24 protein-coding genes are annotated in these 25321 nt (G+C 59.4%); 11 read left to right on the forward strand and 13 right to left on the reverse strand.

Going from position 1 to position 25321, the window contains the following annotated elements; translation table 11 throughout:
• The 6 genes from FO014_RS01415 to FO014_RS01435 all read right to left on the reverse strand — a co-directional run bounded on the left by FO014_RS01415 (nucleotide 1) and on the right by FO014_RS01435 (nucleotide 5165).
• The gene (locus FO014_RS01415; RefSeq protein ID WP_160027248.1) at nucleotides 1-432 is read right to left on the reverse strand and encodes a hypothetical protein; all 432 of its coding nucleotides are present in this window, start codon (nucleotides 430-432) and stop codon (nucleotides 1-3) included.
• Between the two features lie 973 nt (nucleotides 433-1405).
• Nucleotides 1406-1558 carry a hypothetical protein gene (locus FO014_RS23740; protein ID WP_201282906.1) on the reverse strand — a complete coding sequence of 51 codons (153 nt, stop codon included), beginning with the start codon at nucleotides 1556-1558 and terminating at the stop codon, nucleotides 1406-1408.
• A gap of 47 nt (nucleotides 1559-1605) precedes the next feature.
• The gene (locus FO014_RS01420; RefSeq protein WP_160027250.1) at nucleotides 1606-2865 is read right to left on the reverse strand and encodes an NAD(P)/FAD-dependent oxidoreductase; all 1260 of its coding nucleotides are present in this window, start codon (nucleotides 2863-2865) and stop codon (nucleotides 1606-1608) included.
• Nucleotides 2858-3106: a 2Fe-2S iron-sulfur cluster-binding protein gene (locus FO014_RS01425; protein WP_160027252.1), complete on the reverse strand. Its 249-nt coding sequence runs from the start codon at nucleotides 3104-3106 to the stop codon at nucleotides 2858-2860. The genes FO014_RS01420 and FO014_RS01425 overlap by 8 nt, the downstream gene beginning before the upstream one ends.
• A complete protein-coding gene (locus FO014_RS01430) occupies nucleotides 3103-4218 on the reverse strand; it encodes an NAD(P)/FAD-dependent oxidoreductase (RefSeq protein WP_160027254.1) in 1116 nt (371 codons plus the stop codon). The genes FO014_RS01425 and FO014_RS01430 overlap by 4 nt, the downstream gene beginning before the upstream one ends.
• A complete protein-coding gene (locus tag FO014_RS01435) occupies nucleotides 4215-5165 on the reverse strand; it encodes a 4-hydroxyproline epimerase (protein ID WP_160027256.1) in 951 nt (316 codons plus the stop codon). The genes FO014_RS01430 and FO014_RS01435 overlap by 4 nt, the downstream gene beginning before the upstream one ends.
• A gap of 382 nt (nucleotides 5166-5547) precedes the next feature.
• Here FO014_RS01435 and FO014_RS01440 point away from each other — a divergent pair, with 382 nt between their 5' ends.
• The 5 genes from FO014_RS01440 (at nucleotide 5548) to FO014_RS01460 (ending at nucleotide 11742) form a co-directional block, all read left to right on the forward strand.
• Complete coding sequence (locus FO014_RS01440) at nucleotides 5548-6348, forward strand: AraC family transcriptional regulator (protein WP_246168053.1); 801 nt, start codon at nucleotides 5548-5550, stop codon at nucleotides 6346-6348.
• A gap of 194 nt (nucleotides 6349-6542) precedes the next feature.
• Nucleotides 6543-7463, forward strand: coding sequence for a dihydrodipicolinate synthase family protein (locus FO014_RS01445; RefSeq protein WP_160027260.1), 921 nt, complete (start codon nucleotides 6543-6545; stop codon nucleotides 7461-7463).
• A 55-nt stretch (nucleotides 7464-7518) separates the two neighbouring features.
• The gene (locus tag FO014_RS01450; protein ID WP_160027262.1) at nucleotides 7519-9108 is read left to right on the forward strand and encodes an aldehyde dehydrogenase (NADP(+)); all 1590 of its coding nucleotides are present in this window, start codon (nucleotides 7519-7521) and stop codon (nucleotides 9106-9108) included.
• Nucleotides 9109-9145: 37 nt separating this feature from the next.
• The gene (locus FO014_RS01455; protein ID WP_160027264.1) at nucleotides 9146-10711 is read left to right on the forward strand and encodes an APC family permease; all 1566 of its coding nucleotides are present in this window, start codon (nucleotides 9146-9148) and stop codon (nucleotides 10709-10711) included.
• 17 nt (nucleotides 10712-10728) lie between these two features.
• Complete coding sequence (locus FO014_RS01460; RefSeq protein WP_160027266.1) at nucleotides 10729-11742, forward strand: Ldh family oxidoreductase; 1014 nt, start codon at nucleotides 10729-10731, stop codon at nucleotides 11740-11742.
• Between the two features lie 36 nt (nucleotides 11743-11778).
• On the opposite strand, the gene FO014_RS01465 is transcribed toward FO014_RS01460, so the two are convergent.
• From FO014_RS01465 to FO014_RS01475, 3 genes are all read right to left on the reverse strand, one after another.
• Nucleotides 11779-12207 carry a universal stress protein gene (locus FO014_RS01465; protein ID WP_160027268.1) on the reverse strand — a complete coding sequence of 143 codons (429 nt, stop codon included), beginning with the start codon at nucleotides 12205-12207 and terminating at the stop codon, nucleotides 11779-11781.
• Between the two features lie 185 nt (nucleotides 12208-12392).
• Nucleotides 12393-12740 carry a DUF4377 domain-containing protein gene (locus FO014_RS01470; protein WP_160027270.1) on the reverse strand — a complete coding sequence of 116 codons (348 nt, stop codon included), beginning with the start codon at nucleotides 12738-12740 and terminating at the stop codon, nucleotides 12393-12395.
• Nucleotides 12741-12829: 89 nt separating this feature from the next.
• Nucleotides 12830-13162, reverse strand: coding sequence for a hypothetical protein (locus FO014_RS01475; protein ID WP_160027272.1), 333 nt, complete (start codon nucleotides 13160-13162; stop codon nucleotides 12830-12832).
• Nucleotides 13163-13539: 377 nt separating this feature from the next.
• On the opposite strand from FO014_RS01475, the gene cycA reads away from it, so the two are divergent.
• Complete coding sequence (gene cycA / locus FO014_RS01480; RefSeq protein WP_160027274.1) at nucleotides 13540-14940, forward strand: D-serine/D-alanine/glycine transporter; 1401 nt, start codon at nucleotides 13540-13542, stop codon at nucleotides 14938-14940.
• Between the two features lie 46 nt (nucleotides 14941-14986).
• On the opposite strand, the gene FO014_RS01485 is transcribed toward cycA, so the two are convergent.
• Nucleotides 14987-15901, reverse strand: a complete 915-nt coding sequence (locus tag FO014_RS01485; protein WP_160027276.1) for a DMT family transporter — start codon at nucleotides 15899-15901, stop codon at nucleotides 14987-14989.
• Nucleotides 15902-15978: 77 nt separating this feature from the next.
• Between FO014_RS01485 and FO014_RS01490 the strand changes: the two genes are divergently transcribed.
• The gene (locus tag FO014_RS01490; RefSeq protein ID WP_160027278.1) at nucleotides 15979-16554 is read left to right on the forward strand and encodes a helix-turn-helix domain-containing protein; all 576 of its coding nucleotides are present in this window, start codon (nucleotides 15979-15981) and stop codon (nucleotides 16552-16554) included.
• On the opposite strand, the gene FO014_RS01495 is transcribed toward FO014_RS01490, so the two are convergent.
• On the reverse strand, nucleotides 16551-17477 hold the full coding sequence (locus FO014_RS01495) for a LysR family transcriptional regulator (protein WP_160027280.1): 927 nt from the start codon (nucleotides 17475-17477) through the stop codon (nucleotides 16551-16553). The two genes, FO014_RS01490 and FO014_RS01495, sit on opposite strands and share 4 nt — an antisense overlap.
• A 69-nt stretch (nucleotides 17478-17546) precedes the next feature.
• Between FO014_RS01495 and FO014_RS01500 the strand changes: the two genes are divergently transcribed.
• The 4 genes from FO014_RS01500 to FO014_RS01515 all read left to right on the forward strand — a co-directional run bounded on the left by FO014_RS01500 (nucleotide 17547) and on the right by FO014_RS01515 (nucleotide 23052).
• A complete protein-coding gene (locus tag FO014_RS01500) occupies nucleotides 17547-18167 on the forward strand; it encodes a LysE family transporter (RefSeq protein ID WP_160027282.1) in 621 nt (206 codons plus the stop codon).
• A 126-nt stretch (nucleotides 18168-18293) separates the two neighbouring features.
• On the forward strand, nucleotides 18294-19754 hold the full coding sequence (locus FO014_RS01505; protein ID WP_160027284.1) for a TrkH family potassium uptake protein: 1461 nt from the start codon (nucleotides 18294-18296) through the stop codon (nucleotides 19752-19754).
• Nucleotides 19755-20078: 324 nt separating this feature from the next.
• Nucleotides 20079-22073 carry a BCCT family transporter gene (locus FO014_RS01510; RefSeq protein ID WP_160027286.1) on the forward strand — a complete coding sequence of 665 codons (1995 nt, stop codon included), beginning with the start codon at nucleotides 20079-20081 and terminating at the stop codon, nucleotides 22071-22073.
• Nucleotides 22074-22254: 181 nt separating this feature from the next.
• Nucleotides 22255-23052, forward strand: coding sequence for a DNA/RNA non-specific endonuclease (locus tag FO014_RS01515; RefSeq protein ID WP_160027288.1), 798 nt, complete (start codon nucleotides 22255-22257; stop codon nucleotides 23050-23052).
• A 47-nt stretch (nucleotides 23053-23099) separates the two neighbouring features.
• Here the strand turns inward: FO014_RS01515 and cbl are convergent, their stop codons facing one another.
• Nucleotides 23100-24053 (reverse strand): HTH-type transcriptional regulator Cbl, encoded by a 954-nt coding sequence (gene cbl / locus FO014_RS01520; RefSeq protein ID WP_160027290.1) that lies wholly within the window; start codon nucleotides 24051-24053, stop codon nucleotides 23100-23102.
• A gap of 261 nt (nucleotides 24054-24314) precedes the next feature.
• A complete protein-coding gene (locus tag FO014_RS01525; RefSeq protein ID WP_160027292.1) occupies nucleotides 24315-24992 on the reverse strand; it encodes a gamma-glutamylcyclotransferase in 678 nt (225 codons plus the stop codon).
• Nucleotides 24993-25321 lie beyond the last annotated feature (329 nt).

Here is a 25321-nt window from a genome sequence, read left to right on the forward strand (position 1 = left end):
TTAGCCGCGCCCGGGCTTCAGGGTAAAGCCGCTCTGCATGTCGCCGCCAATTCGCAGGTAACGCACGTCCCCGGCGCGCAGGGTCATCGGCTGCTGCCCGGCGGTCTCGCGCCAGATGCACAGATGGCTCTCAATCATATCCTGGCCAATGCTGACCACGTGATTGCCTACCGGCATACGAAATTCCGCCTTCTCTTTCGTCGCCAGCGACGCGGCGAATTCGCCGTCAACATAAACACCGGTACGGCAGGAGCCGGCCAGCATGCCGCTATCACGCACCACAACGACCGTGGCATACGGTGTGGTCGGCAGGTTTTGATAAAGCATCAGCCGGCTTGGCGGCGGAGATTTAGCCTGCTGCGGCGGTACCGCCTGGGTAGCGCAACCGGACAATAACACAGAGGAAATAAGTAACGCAGCGTAACGCTTCATCCTGAACTCCTTAAAAAAACAGGCCCCAATAGTAACAAGATAATCCCGGCCTGCATCTAGCATCCCGCAGCTTGGCAAAAAATAAGATTAATCCCCACAGCGTCCTGAAGCAACGCCTAGATTACCGGCCAGACGCACAACGATGCAAACCGACATATCTAACGGCTGCAACCGGACTGCCACCCTCGTCCGCCAGACTATCACAGCAATCCTTGACGCCCGGAAAATTAAACGTCAAACGTTCGCCTTGGGTATTGTTAAGAACAAGCCTCGCAATTTATTTGCATTCAAATAGAATTATCCTAGCCATAATTATGCATTAATCTAAAATTCACGATATTAATTACGCTATAGCGCATCGACACAATAATATAAATCTCCGTTATTTTTCCTAATCGTTTATTTTTCCTATAATGCCGGACGTTATCGGCCACCACGCCAGCGTTTTCCCGTGCAGTTATGTCCGCCGGTAATGATAACGACGCGTCTGCCAGCATCACGCTGACAACGTGATACCCGCAGCGGTGCGATACGCCATTTTTATCATCGGCGCTAAAGGAAAGAATCATCTTAATCAGAAACACGTCGCGCTTGATTATAAACAAGCGAATAGGGATATAATGAAAACATACTGATTTTTAATGATCATTCCCGCACGTTTCCTCTCCGGGTGCGTTCAGTGGGCGCGTAACGACGCCAGTAACACCATCTGGCAGGCCGAATATGCCAAATGCAAGGAGCGTGGGTACCTGCACTTTCCGCCAGACGTCGTCAGAGACGTCGAGGTTGATTACCACGATCGATACGTTTCCTGTGAAAAGAACAAGAAAATCTGCCTGGACGGCCACCGTTATGAACACTACATAGCGACAACAACAAAGACGCCTGCAACGCCATCATAAAATCCTGCATGTACGCGAAAGGTTGATATGAAAAGGTCTACGATTGGCCACACAGCTAAACCGACCTGAGCCTACTCGTCATCGCCGTGCGGCATGCCGGTTTTTGGCTTGCTTTTGTCGTCATGCGGCTTATCCTTTGCCGCTGATAATGCCTTGCCCATCAGCCATAACAGTAATGGCACTAACAACAGGCATAATCCCAGAGTAATCAGCGCGTTTGTCATCCTTCATCCGCCTGTTTCGTGGAGTATTATGCCTGAGTGTAGCAGTTTTATGCGTCGGATTCGCGCTCTGTGCCGTGCAGCAGGGTCGCCGTGCGCACCGGCGTCAACGGCGCCCGGGGCGTTGCCAGCGGCCAGCCAAACAGGTAACGCGCCGCCGTTGCGCAGACTTTCCCCTGACAGGCGCCCATCCCGCAGCGGCTGGTCAGTTTGGCGCTGCGCCAGTCTGTCTGTCCGGCCACCTGCCCCAGCGTCACATCCTCGCAGCGACACAGTAGCGTTTGCGCCGTCGCCAGTTTTTTTAACGCGGGATCCAACCGGAACGTCCCCGCGACCACGGCGGCAAAACGCTGCCAGCGCTGACGCGCCCGTAACAGCCTCGCCGGCAGTGACGCACCGCTGGCGGCATAGCCGGCTATCGCCCCCTCCGTCAGCGCCAGTTCACTGCCCCCAACGCCGGCGCACTCCCCCGCCGCGTAAATATGCGCCACGCTGCTCTGTTGCCGGGCGTTCACGGCCACCGCCTGCCGTGCTATCCGGCAGCCCAGCAATAGCGCCAGCTCAATATTCGGCACCAGCCCATAGCCGCAGGCCAGCCAATCACAGGCCAGCCGACGCACGCGTCCACGTTCTTGCACCTCGATACTGCCCAGCCGGTGCTCGCCATGGGCGGCCAACACATAACTGTCGCCGCGGTAACGCGCGTTAAACAGCCGCACGGACTGCCGTAGCTTGCCTGGCCAACGCCATAATCCCCCGACAAAACGCGCCGTGCGCCGCAGAGGCGCCTGTTCCGCCAACAGTACCACCTCGCCGCCGGCCCGGCGCACCGTATCCGCCACCGCCAGCAGTAACGGCCCACTGCCGGCGATCGCCACCCGCTGGCCGCGGATGTCCAGCCCCTGCTTGATTTGCGCCTGCAGGCCGCCGGCGCCGGTCACGCCCGGCAATGTCCAGCCGGGAAACGGCAGCAACAGCTCACGCGCGCCGCAGCACAGGATAAGACGCCGATACTCAATCATCCCGCAATGCTGCGCATCCTCATACAACAGCCGCCGCATGCCGCACAGCGCCACCACTTTGCAACTGTGCAGCCAACGGATATTGCGTTGCGCCGCCACCGCCTGGCGGTAATAACGCGCCAGCGCCGGCAGCGCCACCGCCGGTCCGGTGCGCCAGATTTGCCCCCCCGGATGTGGGTTATCGTCCAGTAACAGCACCGATTTGCCGCTTTGCGCCGCAGCCAGCGCGGCGGATAATCCGGCCGGCCCCGCGCCAATCACCACGATTTCACCGTACAGATCAGCCATTGTCGCTCCTGGTTATATGCATATCGGCCTGGCACAACGTCTGGCAAGCCAGGCGTCGGACGCCGTTAATGCTGACACGGCACTCCTGACAAATACCCATGCTGCAAAACGGCGCGCGCGGTTGCCCAGAGACCGACAGGCGACAGTGCGGTTGTGACGTCATACTCAACGCCGCCGCAACGCTGATGCCCACCTTGACCCACAGGCGTTCCCCATCAATCGTGATGGCAATCTTGCTCATGCGGAAACCTCCTCAACCGTCAGCAGCCGAACAGGCCGGTAAGGCGTATCGTCAATCGCCGGGCGCTGCCGCAGCAGACGGTCGGCGATCAGCGCCGCGCTGCCGAGCGCGGTGGTCACGCCCAGTCCCTCATGCCCCAGCGCCAGCCACAGGCCGTCATGGACAGGATGAGGGCCCAGCAGCGGCAGCCCGTCTGCCGACGCCGCGCGCTGGCCGGTCCAACAGCGGATGATATTCATCTGCGCCAGCGACGGTACAAACTGTGTCGCCCGCTGCAACATTGTCGCCAGCAGCGACATATCCAACACGTCGTCCGGCGCGTCAAACTGGCGTGAAGAGCCGAGCAGCAACTGGCCGGTGGGGCGCGCCTGCAGATTAAACGCCACTGAGGTGCCATTGCTGGCGTGCGCGCTGGCGCCGTACCCCAATTCCACCAGTTGATGACGAACCTGCGGCGGATAGCGGTCGGTGATCGCCAATTGTCCTTTTTTAGCCCGCAACAGCGGCTCTGCCAGCAGCGCATTGGCCGCCAGGCCGCACGCCAGCAGCACGGCATCGGCCGTCAGCCGCGTGCCATCGGCCAGCCGCACCGCCTGTGGCTCCAGCGCCACGGCGCTGCCGCGATAGCGCACGATCGCCTCTCCCCCCTGCTCTATCAGCCAGCGGGCCACATTCGGCGCGTATACAATGCCGTCACCGGGGACGTGCAGCCCGCCGGCCAAACCGTGACGCAACAGCGGCTCACACCGCCGCAGCTCACCGGCGCTGACCAGACGGCTCTCCGCTTCAGCGGCGGCCAACCGCTGCTGCTTTTGCTCCGCCAGCGCCAGCTCATCTTCATGCTCAGCCAGCCACAGCGTGCCGCAGCTGCGCCAGGCGCAATGCTCCGGCATCTGCGCAACCAGCTCGCGCCACAGACGCAGCGAATAGGCGCAGAGCGCCAGCTCGGCCGGGTTGTCGGCCATACAGACCAGATGCCCCATGCCTGCAGCGGTCGCCCCCGGCAGGCCGTCATCCACCAGCGCTACCCGTAGCCCCCGACGCGCCAGCTGCCAGGCGCAGGCGCTGCCGATAATCCCGGCGCCGACCACAATCACGTCGGCGCGTTTCATGCACGGATCCCCCAGACAAAGGGATCGCGCGGGTCGAGCAGCAGCCGGCTGTCGGCGCACACATAGGCCTTGCCGCGAATCGACGGCTGGATCCCATGGGCCAACGGCTGATAACTGGCGTGAAATTCACTGCCGATAACGCTAGCCTGACGCCAGATCGCCCCCGGCGACAGCTTGCCGTCGTCCGCCAGACAGGCCAGCTTGGCGCTGGTGCCGGTGCCACAGGGCGAGCGGTCATAGGCCTTGCCAGGACACAGCACAAAGTTGCGGCTGTCGGCGCGTTCGTCATCGGCAAACAGTTCGATATGATCAATCACGCCGCCATCCTCGCCGCATATGCCCGCCTGTTCCAACGCCTGCCGCACCGCCCAGCTGAACGCGGTCAGCGCGTCAATATTGCCACGCGTCACCGCCAGTCCATGTTCGGCGATCAAGAAGAACCAGTTGCCGCCCCAGGCAATATCGCCGCAGACGCTGCCATAGCCGGGCACCTCAATGGTCACCGCGCGGCGATAGCGGTAGGCCGGTACATTTTGCACCGTGACGCTGCCGTCCTGATGCAGCCTGGCACTGACCGTACCCACCGGCGTCTCAATCTGGTGGTCGCCGGGGCGGATGCGGCCCAGATAGGCCAACGACGCTATCAGACCGATGGTGCCGTGCCCACACATGCCGAGATACCCCGTATTATTGAAAAAGATCACGCCGGCGCTGGCCGTCGGCGAGCAGGGACGGCACATCAGCGCTCCGACCAGCACATCGTTGCCGCGCGGTTCAAGAATAATGGCGCTGCGCCAGTGGTCATGGCATTCGGCAAACAGCGCCTTACGTTCCGCCATACTGCCGTCGCCCAGATTGGGGAAACCGTCAACGATCAGGCGCGTGGGTTCACCTCCGGTGTGGGAATCAATCGCCCGTAGTGCGGTGATGGACGTGGAATCGGTCATCGGGATCTCCAGCGAGTTGATAAAATCTTCACGCCAGCCTGACTGAATTCCCCGCCGCCGGCTTGATGCATTTCGGCGCAATGCATGGCGAAATCAGCACAGTCGCCCCCGCCTTCGGCCTGTCGGTCACTAACAACCCATAATAATCTCTTATTTATCATGGCATTATTTTTATGCCAAATCAGCCAAAGCGCATGGTGCGCCAGCGCAGGCGGCCTGGCAGCGGTAAAATTATGCGGTGATCCGCAGTTTTGGCGGACGACGCTTGCCAAGTTAAATAAAAGTTAATATTGATCCAAAACCGTTAAATCCAGCGGCCAACAGAAAAGGTACAGCGATGCGTTTAGCCAGCAATCCCCCGTCTTCCCCGCCCGCGCCTGAGATGACGGCAAGGGCGGCAGACGACGACTTTGCCGTCGAAAAACTCAGCCGGCTGTGCGACGGCCTGGCGCAGCAGCGCCCCCACGACCTGCATAGCGTACTCAATGCTCTGGCGCTGATTGCACCGCTGCTAAACGCCATTCCCAACGTGGTGTTTTTCCTGAAAGACGCCCAGGCCCGCTATCTGCTGGCAAATCTGACGCTGGCAAAGCGCTGCGGGTTCAAAACGGTGACGCCGCTGCTGGGCAAAACCTCCGCCGATGTGTTCCCCGCGCAGCTCGGCGCCGGCTATACCGAGCAGGATCTGCGCGTTCTGCGCCACGGCGTACATATTCAGGATCAGTTGGAAATGCACCTGTACAGCGGCCGAGAAACCGGCTGGTGCCTGACGCAAAAGCTGGCGCTGTGCAATACGCAGGGCAAAATCATCGGCATGGCGGGCATTTCACACGATCTGCAGGAGGCCAAAGCCAACCACCCGGCCTATCAGCGGTTGGCGGCGCTGGATGACTATATCCGCCGGCATTACGCCAGGCAGATTGCGCTGGAGGAACTGACCGCATTGACCGGGCTGTCGGTGGCGCAGATCGAACGCTACTGCAAGCGCATCTTCCACCTGACGCCACGCCAGATGATCCACAAAGTACGGCTAGAAAAGGCCAGTGCGCTGCTGGCCGGCGACACGCCGATTACCGATATCGCCCTGCAGTGCGGCTATACCGATCACAGCGCCTTCAGCCGCCAGTTTAAAGCCATGACCGGCTCAACACCGCGGGATTTCCGCACTTCATTACACGCCTAACGCCCTCGCCGTAAAGCCGCCAATGGGCTTTCCGCTCACGGCAACGGTCGGCGTTGTTCCCGCTGACTGTGCTGATTTCGTCATGCCCGGCGGCGAAAAGCGTCAAGCCGTCGCCGCGGATTCCGGTCACTCTGTTATCGAATTTCACCAATAACTCACCCTCAATTAACACATTCGACGACAGGAAAAACAGCATGAGCCAAAAAGCCATTAACTGGAGCGGCGTGTTCCCCGCGGTCAGCACCCAATTCCGCAGCGATTTTTCTCTCGATCTGGAAGCCACCCACCGGGTGGTGAGCAATCTGGTTGACGACGGCGTCTCCGGGTTGGTGGTATGCGGCAGCGTCGGCGAGAACACCTCGCTCAGCGCCCAGGAAAAACTGGCGGTGATCGAAGTGGCGAAAGACGCCGCCCGGGGTAAAGTGCCGGTGATTGCCGGCATCGCCGAATTCACCACCGCTTTCGCACAGGATATGGCGCAGCAGGCCGCCAAAGCCGGCGTCGACGGTATTATGGTGATGCCGGCCCTGGTGTACTCGTCCAAACCGCACGAAACCGCCGCGCATTTCCGCAGCGTCGCCGCCGCCACCGATCTGCCGATTATGGTCTACAACAACCCGCCGATTTATAAAAACGACGTCACGCCGGAGATCCTGATCTCGCTGGCGGACTGCGACAACATCGTCTGTTTCAAAGACTCCTCCGGCGATACCAGCCGCTTTATCGATCTGCGCAACACGGTCGGCGACCGCTTTGTGCTGTTCGCCGGGCTGGACGATGTGGTGGTGGAAAGCATCGCCGTCGGCGCCGAGGGCTGGATTTCCGGCATGTCCAACGCCTTCCCCCGCGAGGGGGAAACGCTGTTCCGGCTGGCGAAGCAAAAACGCTTCGACGAGGCGCTGGCGCTGTACCGCTGGTTTATGCCGCTGCTGCACCTCGACGCACGACCGGATTTGGTGCAGTGCATCAAGCTGTGTGAAGAGCTGGTTGGCCGCGGCAGCGCGGTCACCCGCCCGCCGCGTCTGGCGCTGGAGGGCGAAACCCGTCAGCAGGTGGTCGCCGTCGTCGAACAGGCGCTGGCACAGCGTCCGGCGCTGCCGGACGTCGGTCTGTAAATCCTGACGCGCCCCTTGCCGCATTCAGGGGCGCCGCAACCACAGCGGGGACACTATGCCTATCACCACCCTCAGCGGAAAGCAGTTTATCGGCGGCCGCCGCGTCGCCAGCGGCACGGCCGACCTTATCAGCCTGCGTGCCGATAACGGTCAGCCCACCGGCTATCGCTTCCATCAGGCCAGTCGGCACGAGGCCGCTTGCGCCGCACTCGCGGCACAATCAGCGTTTGTTGCCTACGCACAGACCAGCTGCCAGCAGCGCGCGTCCTTCCTTGACGCCATTGCCGATCAACTTGATGCGCTGGATGATGACTTTTTTACCGTCGTCCAGCAGGAAACCGCGCTGCCGCCGGCGCGCCTGCAGGGTGAACGCGCCCGCACCAGCGGCCAAATGCGGCTGTTCGCCGAACTGCTGCGCCGTGGCGACGTTATCGGCGCGCGGATTGACAGCGCCCAGCCAGAACGCACGCCGCTGCCGCGCCCGGATTTACGTCAGTACCGCACCGCCATCGGCCCGGTGGCGGTATTCGGCGCCAGCAATTTCCCGCTGGCGTTCTCCACTGCCGGCGGCGATACCGCTGCCGCGCTGGCCGCCGGTTGTCCGGTGGTGTTTAAAGCGCACGGCGGCCATATGGCCACCGCAGAGCTGATCGCACAGGCGATCGAACGTGCGGTAGCACAGCAGCAGATGCCCGCCGGGGTGTTCAATATGATCTTCGGCGACCGTATCGGCGCCGATCTGGTACAGCACCCGGCCATTCAGGCGGTCGGCTTTACCGGCTCGCTCAAGGGCGGCCGCGCGCTGTTCGATCTGGCGCAGCAACGCCCGCAGCCGATCCCGGTGTTCGCCGAGATGTCGAGCATCAACCCGGTGATCGTGCTGCCGCAGGCGCTGGCGCAGCGCGGCCGGCAAATCGCACAGCAGTTGGCGGCGTCGGTTACTCTGGGCTGCGGCCAGTTCTGCACCAAGCCCGGTTTGATCCTCGGCGTGCGCAGTCCGGCACTTGAACAATTTATCACCGCGCTGAGTCAACAGATCGAAGCGGCCGAACCGCAGACCATGCTCAATACCGCTACTTTGCACCATTATCATCAGGGGCTGAACGAACTGGAACAGCATCCAGGCATCGCGCACCTGGCCGGCCGGCGTGACGCCCCTGGCCATCAGGCCTGCGCGCAGCTGTATCAGGCGGAAGGCCGGCTGCTGTTGACGGCGGATACGCGGCTGCAGGAAGAGGTGTTTGGCCCGGTCGCCATCGTGGCGGCGCTGGACGACGAGCAACAGCTGCAGCAGGCGCTGAACGCGCTGCAAGGGCAACTGACCGCCACGCTGCTGGCCGATGACGCCGACCTGACCGCCGCCGCGCCGCTGCTGGCCTGTTTAACGCATAAAGCCGGGCGGGTGTTGTTTAACGGCTACCCCACCGGGGTGGAAGTTTGCGACGCCATGGTGCACGGCGGGCCTTACCCCGCTACCAGCGACGCCCGCGGCACCTCGGTCGGCACGCTGGCGATCGAGCGTTTTATGCGGCCGGTCTGTCTGCAAAATGCGCCGCCGTCGCTGCTGCCTCCTGCCCTGCAGGATGAAAATCCGCTTAATTTGCTGCGACTGGTAAACGGCGTTTACCGGCGCGATCCGCTGTGAACAGCACCTGCAATGAGATAATAAAAGGGTAGCCACCATGACCACACAGGGTAAATTCAAGAAGCAGCTGACGCTCACCGATCTGACATTTATCGGCCTGGGCGCCATTTTTGGCTCCGGCTGGCTGTTCGCCGCCAGCCACGTCTCGTCCATCGCCGGTCCGGCGGGGATCTACTCCTGGCTGATCGGCGGGCTGGCGGTGCTGCTGCTCGGCATTGTCTATTGCGAACTGGGGGCGGCGCTGCCGCGCGCCGGCGGCATCATCCGCTATCCGGTATTTTCTCACGGCGAGCTGATGGGCTACCTGCTCGGCTTTATCACGCTGATCGCCTTCTCCAGCCTGATCTCGATTGAAATCGTCGCCGCCCGCCAGTACGCCGCCGCCTGGTTTCCCTTCCTCAGCCAGCCGGATTCGGGCGATCCCACGCTGTTCGGCTGGCTGGTGCAGTTGCTCCTGCTGTGCCTGTTCTTCGCGCTCAACTATTACAGCGTGAAGACCTTCGCCAAATCCAACAACTTCATCAGTATTCTGAAATTCCTGGTGCCGCTGCTGGTGATAGTGGTGCTGTTTACCTTCTTTAAGCCGGAAAATCTGCACAGTCAGGGCTTCGCCCCTTACGGCGCAGCCGGCGTGGAGGCGGCAATTTCTGCCGGCGGCATTATTTTCGCCTATCTGGGGCTGACGCCGATTATCTCGGTAGCCAGCGAAGTGCAAAAGCCGCAGCGCACTATTCCCATCGCCCTGATCCTCTCCGTACTGCTCTCGACGGTGATCTATGTCCTGCTGCAGCTGGCTTTTCTCGGCAGCATTCCCGCCGAAATGCTGAGCGGCGGCTGGTCAGGCATCAGCAAGCAGTTCTCGCTGCCCTACCGCGATATCGCCATTACGCTCGGCATGGGCTGGCTGGCGTTTCTGGTGGTCAGCGACGCGATTATCTCCCCCAGCGGCACCGGCAACATCTATATGAACGCCACGCCGCGCGTAGTCTACGGCTGGGCACGCGCCGGCACCTTTTTTAAAGTTTTTACCCGCGTCGACGGCGAATCCGGCATTCCGCGCCCGGCTCTGTGGCTGACCTTCGCGCTGTCGATCTTCTGGACGCTGCCGTTCCCGTCCTGGGAGCGGCTGATCGGCGTGGTGTCCGCCGCGCTGGTGCTGAGCTATGCCATCGCGCCGGTTACCGCCGCCGGGCTGCGTCGCAACGCGCCGGATCTGCAGCGGCCGTTTTTGGTGCGCGGCTTCTGCGTGCTCGGTCCGCTATCGTTTATTATTTCCGCGCTGATCGTCTACTGGTCCGGCTGGAACACCATTTCCTGGCTGCTGGGCCTGCAGATCCTGATGTTTCTTATCTATATCCTGTTCAAAAAGCAGGTGCCGACGCACGCCGTCAGTCTGCGCCAGCAGGTTTACTCTTCGCTGTGGCTGGTAGCCTTCTATGCGCTGATCATTATCGTCTCCTATCTGGGCAGTTTCGGCGGCATCGGCGCCATCGGCCACCCGTGGGACACCCTGACGGTGGCGGTGATTGCATTGGCGATCTACTACTGGGGCGCCTATACCTGTTTACCTCAGGCAAATTTTGTCGGGGATGAAGAAGAGTAAATAAGGAGGGTATCACCATGACGGCAAGCGTACGCCTGACGCTAGATCAGGCCTACCACTTAGCACAGCGCGCACTACGCAGCAACGGATTCAGCGCCGAACACGCCGACGCGGTGGCGCAGAACGTCACCGCCGGAGAGCGCGACGGCTGCGCCTCGCACGGGCTGTATCGCATTCTCGGCTGCGTACACTCGCTGCAGATGGGGAAAGTCTCCGCCGATGCCGAACCGGAGCTTATCGACAGCGCCCCCGCCATTATGCGGGTCAACGCCCACGGCGCCTTTTCGCTGGTGGCCTACCGCCGGGCGCTGCCGGCGTTTGTTGACAAAGTAAAACACAACGGCATCGCCGCGCTGGCGATCAACCACTGCGTACACTTCTCGGCGCTGTGGGCCGATATCGAACCGCTGACCGACCAAGGACTGGTGGCGCTGGCCTGTACTCCCAGCCACGCCTGGGTGACGCCGGCCGGCGGCAGCCAGCCGCTGTTCGGCACCAACCCTATCGCCTTTGGCTGGCCGCGCCCCGGGCAGCCGCCTTTTGTGTTTGATATGGCGACCAGCGCCGCGGCGCGCGGCGAGATAGAGCTGCACCGGCGCGCCGGCACACCGCTGCCGCCTGGCTGGGGAATCGACAAGGAGGGACGGCCATCAACCGATGCCGCCAGCGTGCTGGCCGGCGCCATGCTGACCTTCGGCGGGCATAAAGGCTCTGCGCTGGCGGCGATGGTGGAATTATTGGCCGGACCGTTAATCGGCGATATGACCAGTAAAGAGTCACTGGCGTTTGATAATCAGACCGGTTCATCGCCTTACGGCGGCGAGTTGATTATCGCCATGGATCCGCAGCGCTTTTTGGGGGAGCAGCAGGCAAGCTATCTGGCCCACGCCGAAACGCTGTTCAACGATATGCGGCAACAGGGCGCACGGCTGCCCGGCGAACGACGTTTTCGCCAGCGCCCGCAGAGCGAGCAGCACGGCATCGAACTGCCGCAGGCGCTGTACGATGAGATTGAGGCGCTGTGCCGTTAAACCGTCCCCCTCTCCCGTCGGGAGAGGGGTTTACGCTTATCTGACCACCATCACCGAGGTTTTGGCATGGCGCACGATCGCCGCAGCGTTGGAGCCGAGCAGATAGGTTTTGACGCTGGGACGCCGTGAGCCGACCACGATCAGATCAGCGCCGATCTCGTCGGCCAGCTGCAGCACTTCATCACGCGGTGAACCGAAACTGATGGTATAGGACAGACGATCCAGCGGCAGCTCCATTTCCGAAATGATGTTCTTCAGCTTGTCGATCGCGTTAACTTCCGCCTGATTTTCAAATTCTTTAATGCCGAACGAATAGGCAGTGACAAATGCCGATGCGTCCGGCAACGCATGAAACAGGTGTACCTTGGCGCCCGAAACCTTGGCCAGATACTCCACATGCTTGATTGCGTTGTCCGTCAGTTGCGGCTCTTCAAGATCAACCGGTACTAAAATCATCTGGTACATATGTCATCCCTATTTGGTGGTAGCCCTGTGGCTTCCAGCTTACTGCTGAAGACGATGCGGATGAATTGATTTGTCGGTTTTTTGTGATCGGGGGTTAATACTCTTTCACCGCCTGCGCGGCGTTACCAAAAGGCGGGCGAGAAGATCACGCCGGAGGCCGCATACCGTCGCCCCCGGCACAATATTTATGCTTTGGTTTTTTCCAGCTGTTTGATCAGTACATAACGCAGCGAAGACGCATCGGCCGGGACATTCTCCAGCTCGCTGACGTTTACCTGCAGTTTATAGCGATAGCCGGGGGTAAACTCGAAACCTTCAATCTGGGTGTAAAACAGCTCCCACTGCGCATCCGGCGACTGACGCACCTGCATGCATTTCATCGGCGCGACGCCCACGCAATCCACCAGACGGCTGTTGACGTATAAGGTTTCGTTTTTGCCGGCGGCCGGCGCTGACGCTTCCGGCGACGTTGACGGCTGGCTGCAGCCGGTCAGGCTGGCCAGTAATAATAATGCTAATGATTTGTTTTTCATGCTTTGTTCCCTCAGAGGTTAAGGCAGCATGATAGCAACACAATACGCCGCACAACAAAATAAAAAACTATACTTACACCAACCACCAGCTAATCAAATGGCAATAAATAAAAAAGACAGATGAGCCTTCTGGTCGTGCCTGACGCCAAAATCGATGAAAATTCCACCACTCGGCGGCAGGCACAGAAAATTTTGTGCATGACAAGAAATAGGGAGAAAAAGCCGCACATCCACGCCTCTGGGCGGCAAATTTGCGCCAGATCACCTTTCTGACTCAAAGCGAAACGCGACTGCAATTTTGCGCGACACCGCACAAATTTAACGCCCTCTCGCCAGCATGAGCGTGAAACAGATGCGCTAAGCCAATGATTTTTAGCAGCCTGATACTTAACGCCTGCCACAGCCTGACGTAAACCGTTCATCGGCACCGTCCTGTCAGACCCCGGCGGTTCACGCCGGCCCGACGGCAAGCGTTCACATCGGGCCAGGCGTCATTACGCATTAGTTTTTTTCATGCTAAAAATTTAACCTACTGAGATATCAACGAGATAGCTTTGGCAAAGGCTGTTAATTTTTTATTCCTGAGGGTAACCTTGCGTCTCCTGAAGGTCCGATTTACCTCCTGTGAACAAGAAACAACCAACCTTTCCCCTGGGCGTTAAATGTTGTAAACATGTTGCGCAAAGGTGAATTAGTAACACCACCTTAATTCAAGCCGGACAACCGGATAAACGTATAAGAAAGAGCCAATTTAGAGCTCGTAATTTCACTCATGACAGGTAAGACAGGACATCATCAGATGGTAGACCACGCTAAAATTACCGCCGACGCCACGGAGGCGTCAGACGATCATCTACGCAGAAACCTGACCAACCGCCATATTCAGCTGATCGCCATCGGCGGCGCTATCGGCACCGGTCTGTTTATGGGCTCGGGCAAGACCATCAGCCTGGCCGGCCCTTCCATCATCTTCGTCTACATGATCATCGGTTTTATGCTGTTCTTTGTGATGCGGGCGATGGGCGAATTACTGCTGTCCAACCTGCAGTACAAATCCTTCAGCGATTTCGCCGCCGATCTGCTCGGCCCGTGGGCCGGCTTCTTTACCGGCTGGACCTACTGGTTCTGCTGGGTGGTGACCGGGATTGCCGACGTGGTGGCGATCACCGCCTATGCCCAATTCTGGTTCCCCGGGCTGTCGCAATGGATCGTATCGCTGCTGTGCGTACTGGTATTGTTGACGCTCAACCTGGCCACGGTGAAGATGTTCGGTGAGATGGAGTTCTGGTTTGCGATGATCAAAATCGTCGCCATTATCGGCCTGATTATCACCGGGGTTGTAATGATCGCCACCCACTTCCAGTCGCCGAACGGCAGCGTCGCGTCGCTCTCGCACCTGTGGAATGATGGCGGCATGTTCCCGAAAGGCATCAGCGGCTTCTTCGCCGGCTTCCAGATCGCGGTCTTCGCCTTTGTCGGCATCGAACTGGTCGGCACTACCGCCGCCGAAACCAAAGACCCGGAAAAATCGCTGCCGCGCGCCATTAACTCCATTCCGCTGCGCATCATCATGTTCTACGTGTTCTCACTGATCGTCATCATGTCCGTGACGCCGTGGAGTTCCGTGGTGGCTGACAAGAGCCCGTTCGTCGAGCTGTTTATGCTGGTCGGCCTGCCGGCGGCGGCCAGCGTGATTAACTTCGTGGTGCTGACCTCTGCGGCTTCATCCGCCAACAGCGGCGTTTTCTCCACCAGCCGTATGCTGTACGGCCTGGCGCAGCAGGGCGACGCGCCAAAATCGTTCGCCAACCTGTCCAAGCGCGCGGTGCCGGCCAACGGCCTGACTTTCTCCTGCATCTGTCTGCTGGGCGGCGTGGTGCTGATTTACCTGATCCCGAACGTGATGACGGTATTTACCCTGGTCACCACCGTCTCCGCCATCCTGTTCATGTTTGTCTGGACGATAATCCTGTGTTCGTACCTGGTGTACCGCAAACGACGTCCGCAACTGCACCAAAAGTCGATTTACAAAATGCCGGCCGGCAAGCTGATGTGCTGGGTATGTATGGCATTCTTCGCCTTCGTTCTGGTGCTGCTGACCCTGCAGGACGACACGCGCCAGGCGCTGATGGCCACCCCGCTGTGGTTCGTGCTGCTGGGCATCGGCTACCTGCTGGCGCGCAACAAAAAAGCAGCCTGACACTGACTGAAAGGGGAGGCTTCGCCTCCCCAGGTTCTGTCCTGCTCTAACTCTCCGCCAGCGCCTCGCGCTTTTTCTTCCGTCGAATACGCAATTCGCTGACGATCACCCCCAGCACGATCAATGCCCCTCCCAGCAACGCCGCTCCCGGCAGACGCTCACCGGCAATGCGCCCCACCACGCCGGCCCACACCGGCTCGCCGGCATAAATCACCGTCGCCCGCGTCGGCGAAATACTGCGTTGTGCCCAGTTCATGGTGAGCTGAATCAGAGCGCTGGCGATCCCAAGACCGACGGCGCAGTACAGTAAATAATCGGAATAGGCCGGCACCTTTTCGCCGCTCGGCACCATCATCATAAAAGAGAGCAGCGAGGCGGTCGTCAGCTGTACCACGGTCACCCGTTTAACGTTCACTTTCCCGGCATAGACGCTGATAAGTATGATTTCCGCCGCCACCGCCACGGTGCTGATCAGGGTAACGGTTTCTCCCAGGCTAAAGCTGACTTTGCTGCCGTTCGGCCCGGCCAGCAGCATCAGGCCGCTAAAGGCCAGCACAATACCGATCCACGCCATCACGCCCGGAAAACGCTTGAGCACCAGCCACTGCAGCAGCGGCACCATCGGCACGTACATTGCGGTGATAAACGCCGACTGGCTGCTGCTGATGGTCTGCAGGCCGATGCTCTGCAGGCTGTAGCCCACCGCTATCGTCACGCCGATCGCTATCCCCGCCTTACATTCATACCAGGTCAGCCCGCGCAGGCTGCGTAATGAAAACAGCATCAACGCCAGCGCGGCGGCGCCAAAACGCAGCCCGACAAAAAAGAACGGGCCGCTGACCGTCATGGCGTAATGAATCGCCAGGAACGTACCGCCCCAGATCATGGTAATGACAATCAGGATCGCTTCCTGCGGCCTGATCTTCAGCAACAGGCCCGGAGTAGAAGATGTTTTACTCATAGATATCGACTTGCCCTTGATCAACACAGCATGCAATATAATGCACAGTTCCTGCCAGTATGAGACATCACGGAAAAATGAGCAATATAATGCACAATGGCAAGCCCGAGGCCCCCCAGGTGCTGCAGTACCTCAGCAGCAACGTACGCGGTTACCGGCAGCAGGCGGGGCTGAGCCAAACGGCGCTGGCGACGCTGTCCGGCGTCAGCCGCCGTATGCTGGCGGGGATTGAGGCCGGCGACCGCAATGTCAGCCTGGCCGTGCTGGATAAACTGGCGGCGGCGCTCCAGATCTCTTTCAGCGATCTGGTCCAGGCGCCGGCGGCGCGCGGCAGCCACCTGGTCGGCGAGCTGGCCTGGCAGGGGGAGCAGGCAGCCAGCCAGGCCATTTTTGCCGCCAGCGTGCCGGCACGCCAGCGGGTGGAGCTGTGGCAATGGACGCTGATGCCGCACGAACAGTATCACTCGCAGCCCGATGCCGAAGGCTGGCACGAGGTCGTGCATGTCATTGAGGGGTGTCTGACGCTGCAGCTGGAACAGCAGACGCTGACGCTGCGCGCCGGCGAGACTCACGTTTTCAACAGCGATCAACGGTACACGTACGCCAACCGCGGCGAAAGCCCTTTGCGCTTTATCCGCAACGTCTCCTTCTAAAGCTCCGTCGCCTGGCGCTGCAGCCAATGCAGCAAGGTTTCCGCCGCGCTGCCCGGCGCCACCGGCTGCGGTGTCAGCAGGCTGTAACCGCTACCGTCGTGGCAAAACCCGAACGGCGCCGCCAGCAGTCCGGCACTGATATCATCGCGCACCTGTTGCCAGGGCCCGATCGCCACGCCCAGCCCGGCGACCGCCGCCTGCAGGCTGAAATAGAAGTGATCGAAACGCTGCTGCGGCATGCCCTCAATCGAGACCCCCTGCGCCTGCGCCCATTCCGCCCAGGCGTTAGGCCGAGTCGCGGTCTGCAACAGCGCCGCATCGCGGCGCAAACGCGGCTCGGTCTGACTGCCCTCAATAAAATACGTCAGCATTTCCGGTTTGCAGACCGGGCCGACCTTTTCGCTAAACAACGGGATGCTGTGCACACTCCCGCCCCAGTCAAAATCATTACGCCGAATCGCCAGCGTGATGCCGTCCTGGAAAGCAACCGCTCCGCCACCGGCTACCAGCTGCACATGAATCGCCGGATGGGCACGCAAAAATTCCGGTAAGCGAGGAATCAGCCAGCGCATCAGTAACGTCGGCTCACAGGAGAGTACGATCGGCGCGTTTTGCGCCTGCAGATACAGCTCCTGCACGCTCTGCTCAAGGATATCGAACGCCTGTTGACTGGCCTGCCACAGTTTACGCCCGGCCGCCGTCAGATAGACCCGCCGGTAACGCCGTTCGAACAGCGCCAGCCCCAGTTCATTCTCCAGCGCCCGCACCGCCCGGCTGATGGCGCCATGGGTCAGGCTCAAACTGTGCGCCGCCTGGGTAAAGCTTTCCAGCCTGGCCGCCGCCTCAAAACAACGCAGCCCGCCCAGCGAAATGTTTCTGCCGATTTTACGTGAGATAGGCTCACCGATTTTGTCAGTTTTCATCGTTTGTCTCCCTGTCTGCGACGTTCAACAATGCAACCCTATCTAATCAATATTTTATACAGGCCCACTATGACCGAACTTATTGCCGTCGTCACCCTGACTTTACTCGCCGTAATCAGTCCCGGACCGGATTTCGCCATGGTATCGCGCAACAGCCTGACCGGCTCGCGCGCCTCCGGACTTTACTGCGCGCTGGGCATCAGCCTGGGCGTGCTGGTTCACGTGGGATACACGCTGATCGGCGTCGGCCTGCTGATTCAGCGCTCATTGTGGCTATTCACCCTGCTGAAGTTTGTCGGCGCGGCCTACCTGATTTATCTGGGCGCACAGATGTATCGTCATGCGTCGGCAGCGCCGCCCGCCGCCGCAGCGCCTGCGCACAACATCGGTGAATGGCGCGCATTGAAAACCGGGTTTCTGACCAATGTGCTGAACCCCAAAGCCACCATTTTCATCGTCAGCCTGTTTATGCAGGTGGTGAGCCCGCAAAGCGCGCTGTGGGTGCAGATCGGCTACGGCCTCTTTATTTCTCTGGCGCATATGCTGTGGTTTGGCATCGTGGCGCTGTTCTTTTCTGCCCCGGGCGTCAGCGCGCGTTTTCTGCGCCTGCGCCGCGGCATTGACCGCCTGTTCGGCGGGCTGTTAATCACGTTCGGCGCGCTGCTGGCGCTGAGCAACCTGAGCCGCTGACGCTACCCGCGCCGCAACAAACGCGGATAACATAATTTTTATGATATTTTTATATCGTCCGCGCTATTCTATATCTACTTCTATCAATGTGTTGACGCACAGTCCTTCGGCAACCCGGGCGCAAGCATGGTTAAAACAAAACAACTGGTTATTGTTGTTCACCTTTGCAGTTTTTTAGTGGTCCTTTACAGCCTTTCCATGATTCCCCCGTTATTAATGGCGTTGCTCTACAAAGAAAAAAGCATCTTCTCTTTTTTCTATACGCTGGTGATTGCCGCGTCGGCCGGCGGTCTTGGCTGGTTCAGCAGCCGCCAGTCGAAGGTGCAGTTGCGCACCCAGGACGGTTTTTTAATCATTGTCCTGTTCTGGCTGCTGTTTTCCATTATCAGCGCCCTGCCGCTGTGGCTCGACGACACCATGAACATCAGCCTGGTAGACGCCATGTTCGAGGGCGTCTCCGGCATCACCACCACCGGCGCCTCGGTGCTGAACGATGTCTCCTCGGTGCCGAAGTCTTTCCTTTATTATCGCGCGCAGCTGAATTTTGTCGGCGGTTTGGGGGTTATCGTGCTGGCGGTGGCGGTGCTGCCGCTGCTGGGCATCGGTGGCGCCAAGCTGTATCAGTCGGAAATGCCCGGCCCGTTCAAGGAAGAACGCCTGACGCCGCGTCTGGCCGACACGGCCAAAAACCTGTGGCTGATTTATCTGGGGCTCGGGATGCTGTGCACCCTGGCGTTCCGCCTGGCCGGCATGCCTTGGTTCGACGCCCTGTGTCATGCGCTGTCCACCGTGTCGCTGGGCGGTTTTTCGACCCGTAATGAAAGCCTGGGCTATTTCGACAGCGCGCCGATCGAGCTGGTCGGCGGCATTTTCTCCGTACTGGCGGCCATCAATTTCACCCTGTTCTTCGTCGCCATCAGCCGCCGCAGCCTGAAGCCGCTCCTCCGCAATCCCGAACTGCGCTTTTTCCTGCTGATTCTGTCCATTATCGTGGCCATTGTGGTGGCCGAACTGTACCGCTCCGGGATGTACGGCATCAAAGACGCGCTGGTGCACGGCTTTTTCCTCACCAGTTCGATGATGACCGACAACGGTCTGGCCACCGCCGACTACGCCAAAACGCCGACCAATGCCATCCTGCTGCTGCTCGGCGCCAGTTTCTTCGGCGGTTGCGTGGGGTCAACCTGTGGCGGGATTAAAGCGCTGCGCTTTCTGATTATGTATAAAGTGAGCCGTCACGAGGTCAACCAGCTGGTGCACCCCAACGCCATTTTCACCATCAAGGTTGGCGACGCCTCGGTGCACGACCGCGTACTGCGATCGGTATGGAGTTTTTTCTTTCTGTACGTGCTGTTCAGTTGCCTGTTCGTCTGGGCGCTGAACCTGATGGGCTATGACATGATGACCGCGTTCGCTACCGTCGCCGCCTGCATCAACAATATGGGCCTGGGGTTTGGCGAAACGGCGGCCGGCTTCGGCACGCTCTCCGATCCCGCCAAATGGCTGATGTGCGCCGCCATGCTGCTGGGACGCCTGGAGATTTACCCGATTCTGATTTTATGCTCCCGCACCTTCTGGCGTTTCTGATGCCCGCCGCCTGTCGGCATGGTCGACAGGCGGTCTTAATTTCCATTCAAAAACAATCTATTAAGCAAGCTCACCGCCCGTAAATTCAAGTTATGTCAATTTTAGTGTATACTCCTCCAGCACTATTTTTCTGGCGTACACACGCTATTTTCTCTGGAGTTGTTATTTCCAACTACTCGCTTTATCCCAGATAATTTGGACTGCATCACGACGGTAAGGGAGCGCATCTCAATGAAGCGATAATTTGGGTGCAACCGTCGGCAACACTGATGCAGCTTCAAGCATAAAGGGGATATCACTCCCTAACGGACTAGAAGGTATTCTATGAGCCAAAACGACACTGAAAACGTGGCACGTCGTAGCCATATCAATCCTCCGGTATTTTTCATTTCCGCCGCACTGATCATCGTCCTGGTGGCGTTTGCCGCGCTCTATCCCGAGCTGGCCGATCGTAAATTCAAAGCACTACAACAAGGGATATTCACCAACGCCAGCTGGTTCTACATTCTGGCGGTCGCGCTGATTCTGCTCAGCGTCACCTATCTGGGTCTGTCGCGTTACGGCAACATCAAGCTGGGGCCGGATCACGCTCAGCCGGACTTCAGCTATGTCTCCTGGTTCGCCATGCTGTTTTCCGCCGGTATGGGCATCGGCCTGATGTTCTTCGGCGTCGCCGAACCGGTGATGCACTATCTTTCCCCGCCGGTCGGCACGCCGGAAACGGTGGAGGCGGCAAAACAGGCCATGCGTCTGACCTTCTTCCACTGGGGCCTGCACGCCTGGGCGATTTACGCCATCGTGGCGCTGATCCTGGCGTTCTTCAGCTACCGTCACGGCCTGCCGCTGACGCTGCGCTCGGCGCTGTACCCGATTATCGGCGACCGCATCTACGGGCCGCTGGGCCATGCGGTGGATATCTTCGCCGTTATCGGCACCGTTTTCGGTGTCGCCACCTCGCTGGGCTACGGCGTGCTGCAGGTCAACGCCGGCCTGAATCATCTGTTCGGCCTGCCGATCAATGAAACGGTGCAGGTGGTGCTGATCGTGGTGATCACCGGGCTGGCGACGCTGTCGGTGGTATCCGGGCTGGACAAAGGCATCCGCATCCTGTCCGAACTGAACCTCAGCCTGGCGATCCTGCTGCTGGTGCTGGTCGGTATCCTCGGCCCGACCGTGCTGCTGCTGAAATCCTTTGTGGAAAACACCGGCGGCTACCTGTCTGAAATCGTCAGCAAAACCTTTAACCTGTACGCTTACGAGCCGAAATCCAGCAACTGGCTGGGCGGCTGGACGCTGCTGTACTGGGGTTGGTGGCTCTCCTGGTCGCCGTTTGTCGGTATGTTTATCGCCCGCGTTTCCCGCGGCCGCACCATCCGCGAATTCGTTACCGGCGTGCTGTTTGTTCCGGCCGGTTTCACCCTGCTGTGGATGACCTTCTTCGGCAACAGCGCTATTCATCTGATTATGGCTGAAGGCGCGCGCGATCTGGCGACAACGGTGCAGACCGACGTCTCGCTGGCGCTGTTTAACTTCCTGGAGCACTTCCCGTTCGCCAATATCCTGTCGTTTATCGCCATGGCGATGGTGGTGGTGTTCTTTGTCACCTCGGCGGACTCCGGCGCCATGGTGGTTGATACGCTGGCTTCGGGCGGTTCCGACAAAACGCCAATCTGGCAGCGTATCTTCTGGGCCGCGCTGATGGGCGTAGTGGCGATTGCCCTGCTGGTCGCCGGCGGCCTGAGCGCGCTGCAGACGGTCACCATCGCCAGCGCCCTGCCGTTCTCCATCATCCTGTTGATCTCGATTTACGGGCTGCTGAAAGCGCTGCGGGTCGACGCCCATAAGCGCGACAGCCAGACCACCACCACCATCGCGCCAACCGCCGCGCGCAATCCGATCTCCTGGCAGCGGCGCCTGCGCAATATCGCCTACTTCCCGAAACGCTCGCACGTGAAGCGCTTTGTCAGCGAGGTGGTGCACCCGGCGATGACGCTGGTGGAAGCCGAACTGATAAAGCAGAGCACCGAATCCTCCATCGACGATACGCAGGACGACCGTATTCGCTTTGAAGTGGATTTGGGCGACGACCTGAACTTCGTATATGAAGTGCGCCTGCGCGCCTATATTCAGCCGGCCTTCGCCCTGGCGGGGCTGAACGACGAAGAGCGGGACGAAGAGCACAAATACTACCGTGCGGAAATCCACCTGAAGGAAGGCGGTCAGGATTATGATGTGATGGGCTGGACGCAAGAGCAGATCATCCACGATATTCTCGACCAGTATGAGAAGCACCTGCACTTCCTGCATCTGGTACGGTAAAACGCTACCTCAGCCGCCCCTTCCGGGGCGGTTTTTTTTCGCCTCAACGCCTCTCTTTTATGTATCCCCAACAACACATCACCAATATCAATGTGTTGCATTGTTGTATTCATAACGCTGCGATAGGTTAAAAAGCACTGTGAATAAATACAGTGTTTCTTAACTTATCGAGGATTCCACCATGCGTTTTAGCCAACTTTTCTCCCTGTTCGCCATACTCGTCAGCGCGCAAACCTTCGCCGCTACGCCCGAATCAATCGACAACTGCGCCGTCGGCTGCCCGACCGGCGGCAGCACCAACGTGTCGATTGTGCGCCACGCCTACACGTTGAATAACAACAGCAGCACCAAATTCGCCAACTGGGTGGCCTACCACATCACCAAAGATACGCTGGCCAGCGGCAAAAGCCGCAGCTGGAAAACCGACCCCGCGCTGGAGCCGCAGGACACTCTGGCCCCGGCCGACTACACCGGCGCCAACGCCGCGCTGCAGGTGGATCGCGGCCATCAGGCGCCGCTGGCCTCGCTGGCGAACGTGTCGGACTGGGAATCGCTGAACTATCTCTCCAATATCACGCCGCAAAAATCCGCGCTCAATCAGGGATCCTGGGCGGCGCTGGAAGAGCAGGAGCGCAAACTGATCGCCCGCGCCGACGTCAGTTCGGTGTATACCGTCACCGGCCCGCTGTATGAGCGCGAGATCGGCAAACTGCCGGGCACCAGCAAGCCGCACACCATTCCCAGCGGCTACTGGAAGGTGATTTTTATCAACAACAGCCCGGAGGTGAACCACTACGCCGCCTTTATCTTTGATCAGAATACACCGCGCGACGCCGACTTCTGCCAGTTCCGTACCACCGTCAGCGAAGTGGAAAAGCGCAGCGGCCTGATTTTATGGGCCGGTCTGCCGGATGCGGTACAGGAAAAACTGAAGGCCAAGCCGGGCGTCCTGCCCGAACTGATGGGCTGCCAGGGCTAACCCGGCGGAACCACGGCGGGGGCACATGCTCCCGCCAACCAGAAAACTTAAATCTGGTAATCAATCACCGGCTCAAGCTGCGCGGAAAACACCTGATCTTTAATCTCCGTCAGCGTCAGGGTCGGGTTGCACAGCTGAATAAAACGCCAGGCGTAGTTGCGCTGCAGCTGGCTGCGCTTAAGCCCCAGCCAGACGGTATTCGGCTCAAATAGGTGTTCGGCATTGAGGCTGACCAGCCCGCGATCGCGCTCTTTCTCATACGACATATCGGCCAGCACTCCTACCCCTAGCCCCAGCTCCACATAGGTTTTAATCACGTCGGAATCCTGCGCGCTGAGGGCGATGTCCGGCGTCAGCCCTGCCGCCTTAAACGCCGCATCCAGCCGTGAACGCCCGGTAATGCCCTGCCGGTAGGTAATCAGCGGCTGAGTGCTTAACTGTTCCAGCGTTAACGGCCCAGCCTGGGTCAGCGGATGGTTTTCCGGCACCAGAATCGCATGGTGCCAGCGATAGTAAGGAAACGCCGCCAGCGCGTCATCGTTCATCAGCCGCTCGCTGGCGATGCCGATATCCGCCTCTCCGGAAGCCAGCATGGCGACAATCTCCTCCGGCGAGCCCTGATTCAGCACCACCCGCACGCGCGGATACAGCGTACGGAACTCCTTAATCACCCGCGGCAGGCTGTAGCGCGCCTGGGTATGGGTGGTGGCAATATGCAGCTGCCCGTCGTCGTTGCTGCTGAACACATCCGCCAGCCGGCGAATATTGTTGGCATCGTTCAGAATACGCTCGGCCACCACCAGCAACTCCTTGCCCGGTTCGGTCATCCCCAGCAGGCGTTTACCGCGCCGAATAAATATTTCGATGCCCAACTCTTCTTCCAACTCGCGAATATGTCGACTGACCCCCGACTGCGAGGTAAATAAGGTATTGGCCACTTCGGTAAGATTGTAATTACGACGGGCCGATTCCCGAATAATTTTTAATTGTTGGAAATTCATCCTGTCCCCCATTGCGCCAGATTTCCCAATATTGATACGGGGAGTGCGGCAGGCTCACAAATAAGAAATAGCCTTTAGTTATGCTTTTTCACGATAAGTCGCCGCTCGGGCGCCGTATTTTGCCGGCACACAGCCTAAGGAAAACAGAAGAGAAATAAAAACAAGGAGATAGATAACCATAACTAAAGGGCGGTTTATTTACCGCCCTTGCTGACAGTTATTAAATATAGGGATTGGGTATAACCGGGCATCTCCGGCGCTTCAGCCGGCAAGCGGCGTGTGCTGCTGCAGCCACTGGCGCACGCTGCTGGCCAGTTCGCCGATGGCATCATCGCGCATACCGTGGTTTTTCAGTTCGCGGTCGAGCGCAAACAGATACTGGGCATTGGTGCCCAGCGGACCGCTGGCGTTGGCGATCAGCGGCGTCACCACCTGATGGCAGGTGTCCGCTTCAAACAGCGGATGCTGTGCGTCCATCACAAACGCCAGCGCGGTGACCTTCCGGCCGCCGTCCAGCGTCAACTCACACCAGGTCGGCAGGTAACAGCCGGTCACCATTTCACGTTTCCACAGCAGCGCCAGCTCGTCATCCAGCTGCGCTTCCGGCAGGCGGAAAGCCAGGCCGCTTGTCTCCCCGCCGGCTTTCAACGCCAGCATGCGCCCGGGCTGATGCTGGGTGCCGCGCCCGGCGGTCAGACGCAGACAGAACGCCCGGTGCCAGCCCTGCAGGGTGGCGGGCTGCACCTCTTCCGCTTCAAAAATCGGGTTCCACATCAGCGAGCCGTAGCCAAAGACCCAAACCGGGCCGCTGTCCGGCCGCTGCGCCAGCGTACTCGCCAGCGACGCCGCCCGCTGCTCCGGCGTCAGCAACAGCGTCTCTTCAATCGTACCAAATGCCGTTTTGCAATCTGCCTGCTGCAGAAAATCTCGCGTTAACACCGATCAACCTCCCGAGTCGCAGCGCTGCCGCTCCTCTTCGCCACTGATTTAAACATATCACTACGTATACGGAATTTTATTAGTTCACTATTTAACCGTACGATCATGACACTATTCTTTTCCGCAGCGGCAATCAAGTCTGCGGCGCTTTTTAGCCGGCAAAAGTATTTGTACGCAGCAGCAATAATATTAACTCATACGCATAATAAGACATGACTCAGAGTAGGATGGCGGCCAATGTAAGCCGCTGGCTGCTGCAGATGTAATAATAAGCTGGCAAGCCTCTGCCAACGCGAAGAGGCGGAGCCGTTATGCCGTAGTCAATAACG

The organism is Serratia rhizosphaerae, assembly GCF_009817885.1.
Lineage (GTDB): Bacteria > Pseudomonadota > Gammaproteobacteria > Enterobacterales > Enterobacteriaceae > Serratia_B > Serratia_B rhizosphaerae.

What these genes read in the sequence shown, in the direction of transcription:
- FO014_RS01415 (WP_160027248.1), bottom strand. Translation starts at nt 432, where the DNA reads ATGAAGCGTTACGCTGCGTTACTTATTTCCTCTGTGTTATTGTCCGGT.
- FO014_RS23740 (WP_201282906.1), bottom strand. Translation starts at nt 1,558, where the DNA reads ATGACAAACGCGCTGATTACTCTGGGATTATGCCTGTTGTTAGTGCCA.
- FO014_RS01420 (WP_160027250.1), bottom strand. Translation starts at nt 2,865, where the DNA reads ATGGCTGATCTGTACGGTGAAATCGTGGTGATTGGCGCGGGGCCGGCC.
- FO014_RS01425 (WP_160027252.1), bottom strand. Translation starts at nt 3,106, where the DNA reads ATGAGCAAGATTGCCATCACGATTGATGGGGAACGCCTGTGGGTCAAG.
- FO014_RS01430 (WP_160027254.1), bottom strand. Translation starts at nt 4,218, where the DNA reads ATGAAACGCGCCGACGTGATTGTGGTCGGCGCCGGGATTATCGGCAGC.
- FO014_RS01435 (WP_160027256.1), bottom strand. Translation starts at nt 5,165, where the DNA reads ATGACCGATTCCACGTCCATCACCGCACTACGGGCGATTGATTCCCAC.
- FO014_RS01440 (WP_246168053.1), top strand. Translation starts at nt 5,548, where the DNA reads ATGACGGCAAGGGCGGCAGACGACGACTTTGCCGTCGAAAAACTCAGC.
- FO014_RS01445 (WP_160027260.1), top strand. Translation starts at nt 6,543, where the DNA reads ATGAGCCAAAAAGCCATTAACTGGAGCGGCGTGTTCCCCGCGGTCAGC.
- FO014_RS01450 (WP_160027262.1), top strand. Translation starts at nt 7,519, where the DNA reads ATGCCTATCACCACCCTCAGCGGAAAGCAGTTTATCGGCGGCCGCCGC.
- FO014_RS01455 (WP_160027264.1), top strand. Translation starts at nt 9,146, where the DNA reads ATGACCACACAGGGTAAATTCAAGAAGCAGCTGACGCTCACCGATCTG.
- FO014_RS01460 (WP_160027266.1), top strand. Translation starts at nt 10,729, where the DNA reads ATGACGGCAAGCGTACGCCTGACGCTAGATCAGGCCTACCACTTAGCA.
- FO014_RS01465 (WP_160027268.1), bottom strand. Translation starts at nt 12,207, where the DNA reads ATGTACCAGATGATTTTAGTACCGGTTGATCTTGAAGAGCCGCAACTG.
- FO014_RS01470 (WP_160027270.1), bottom strand. Translation starts at nt 12,740, where the DNA reads ATGAAAAACAAATCATTAGCATTATTATTACTGGCCAGCCTGACCGGC.
- FO014_RS01475 (WP_160027272.1), bottom strand. Translation starts at nt 13,162, where the DNA reads ATGAACGGTTTACGTCAGGCTGTGGCAGGCGTTAAGTATCAGGCTGCT.
- cycA (WP_160027274.1), top strand. Translation starts at nt 13,540, where the DNA reads ATGGTAGACCACGCTAAAATTACCGCCGACGCCACGGAGGCGTCAGAC.
- FO014_RS01485 (WP_160027276.1), bottom strand. Translation starts at nt 15,901, where the DNA reads ATGAGTAAAACATCTTCTACTCCGGGCCTGTTGCTGAAGATCAGGCCG.
- FO014_RS01490 (WP_160027278.1), top strand. Translation starts at nt 15,979, where the DNA reads ATGAGCAATATAATGCACAATGGCAAGCCCGAGGCCCCCCAGGTGCTG.
- FO014_RS01495 (WP_160027280.1), bottom strand. Translation starts at nt 17,477, where the DNA reads ATGAAAACTGACAAAATCGGTGAGCCTATCTCACGTAAAATCGGCAGA.
- FO014_RS01500 (WP_160027282.1), top strand. Translation starts at nt 17,547, where the DNA reads ATGACCGAACTTATTGCCGTCGTCACCCTGACTTTACTCGCCGTAATC.
- FO014_RS01505 (WP_160027284.1), top strand. Translation starts at nt 18,294, where the DNA reads ATGGTTAAAACAAAACAACTGGTTATTGTTGTTCACCTTTGCAGTTTT.
- FO014_RS01510 (WP_160027286.1), top strand. Translation starts at nt 20,079, where the DNA reads ATGAGCCAAAACGACACTGAAAACGTGGCACGTCGTAGCCATATCAAT.
- FO014_RS01515 (WP_160027288.1), top strand. Translation starts at nt 22,255, where the DNA reads ATGCGTTTTAGCCAACTTTTCTCCCTGTTCGCCATACTCGTCAGCGCG.
- cbl (WP_160027290.1), bottom strand. Translation starts at nt 24,053, where the DNA reads ATGAATTTCCAACAATTAAAAATTATTCGGGAATCGGCCCGTCGTAAT.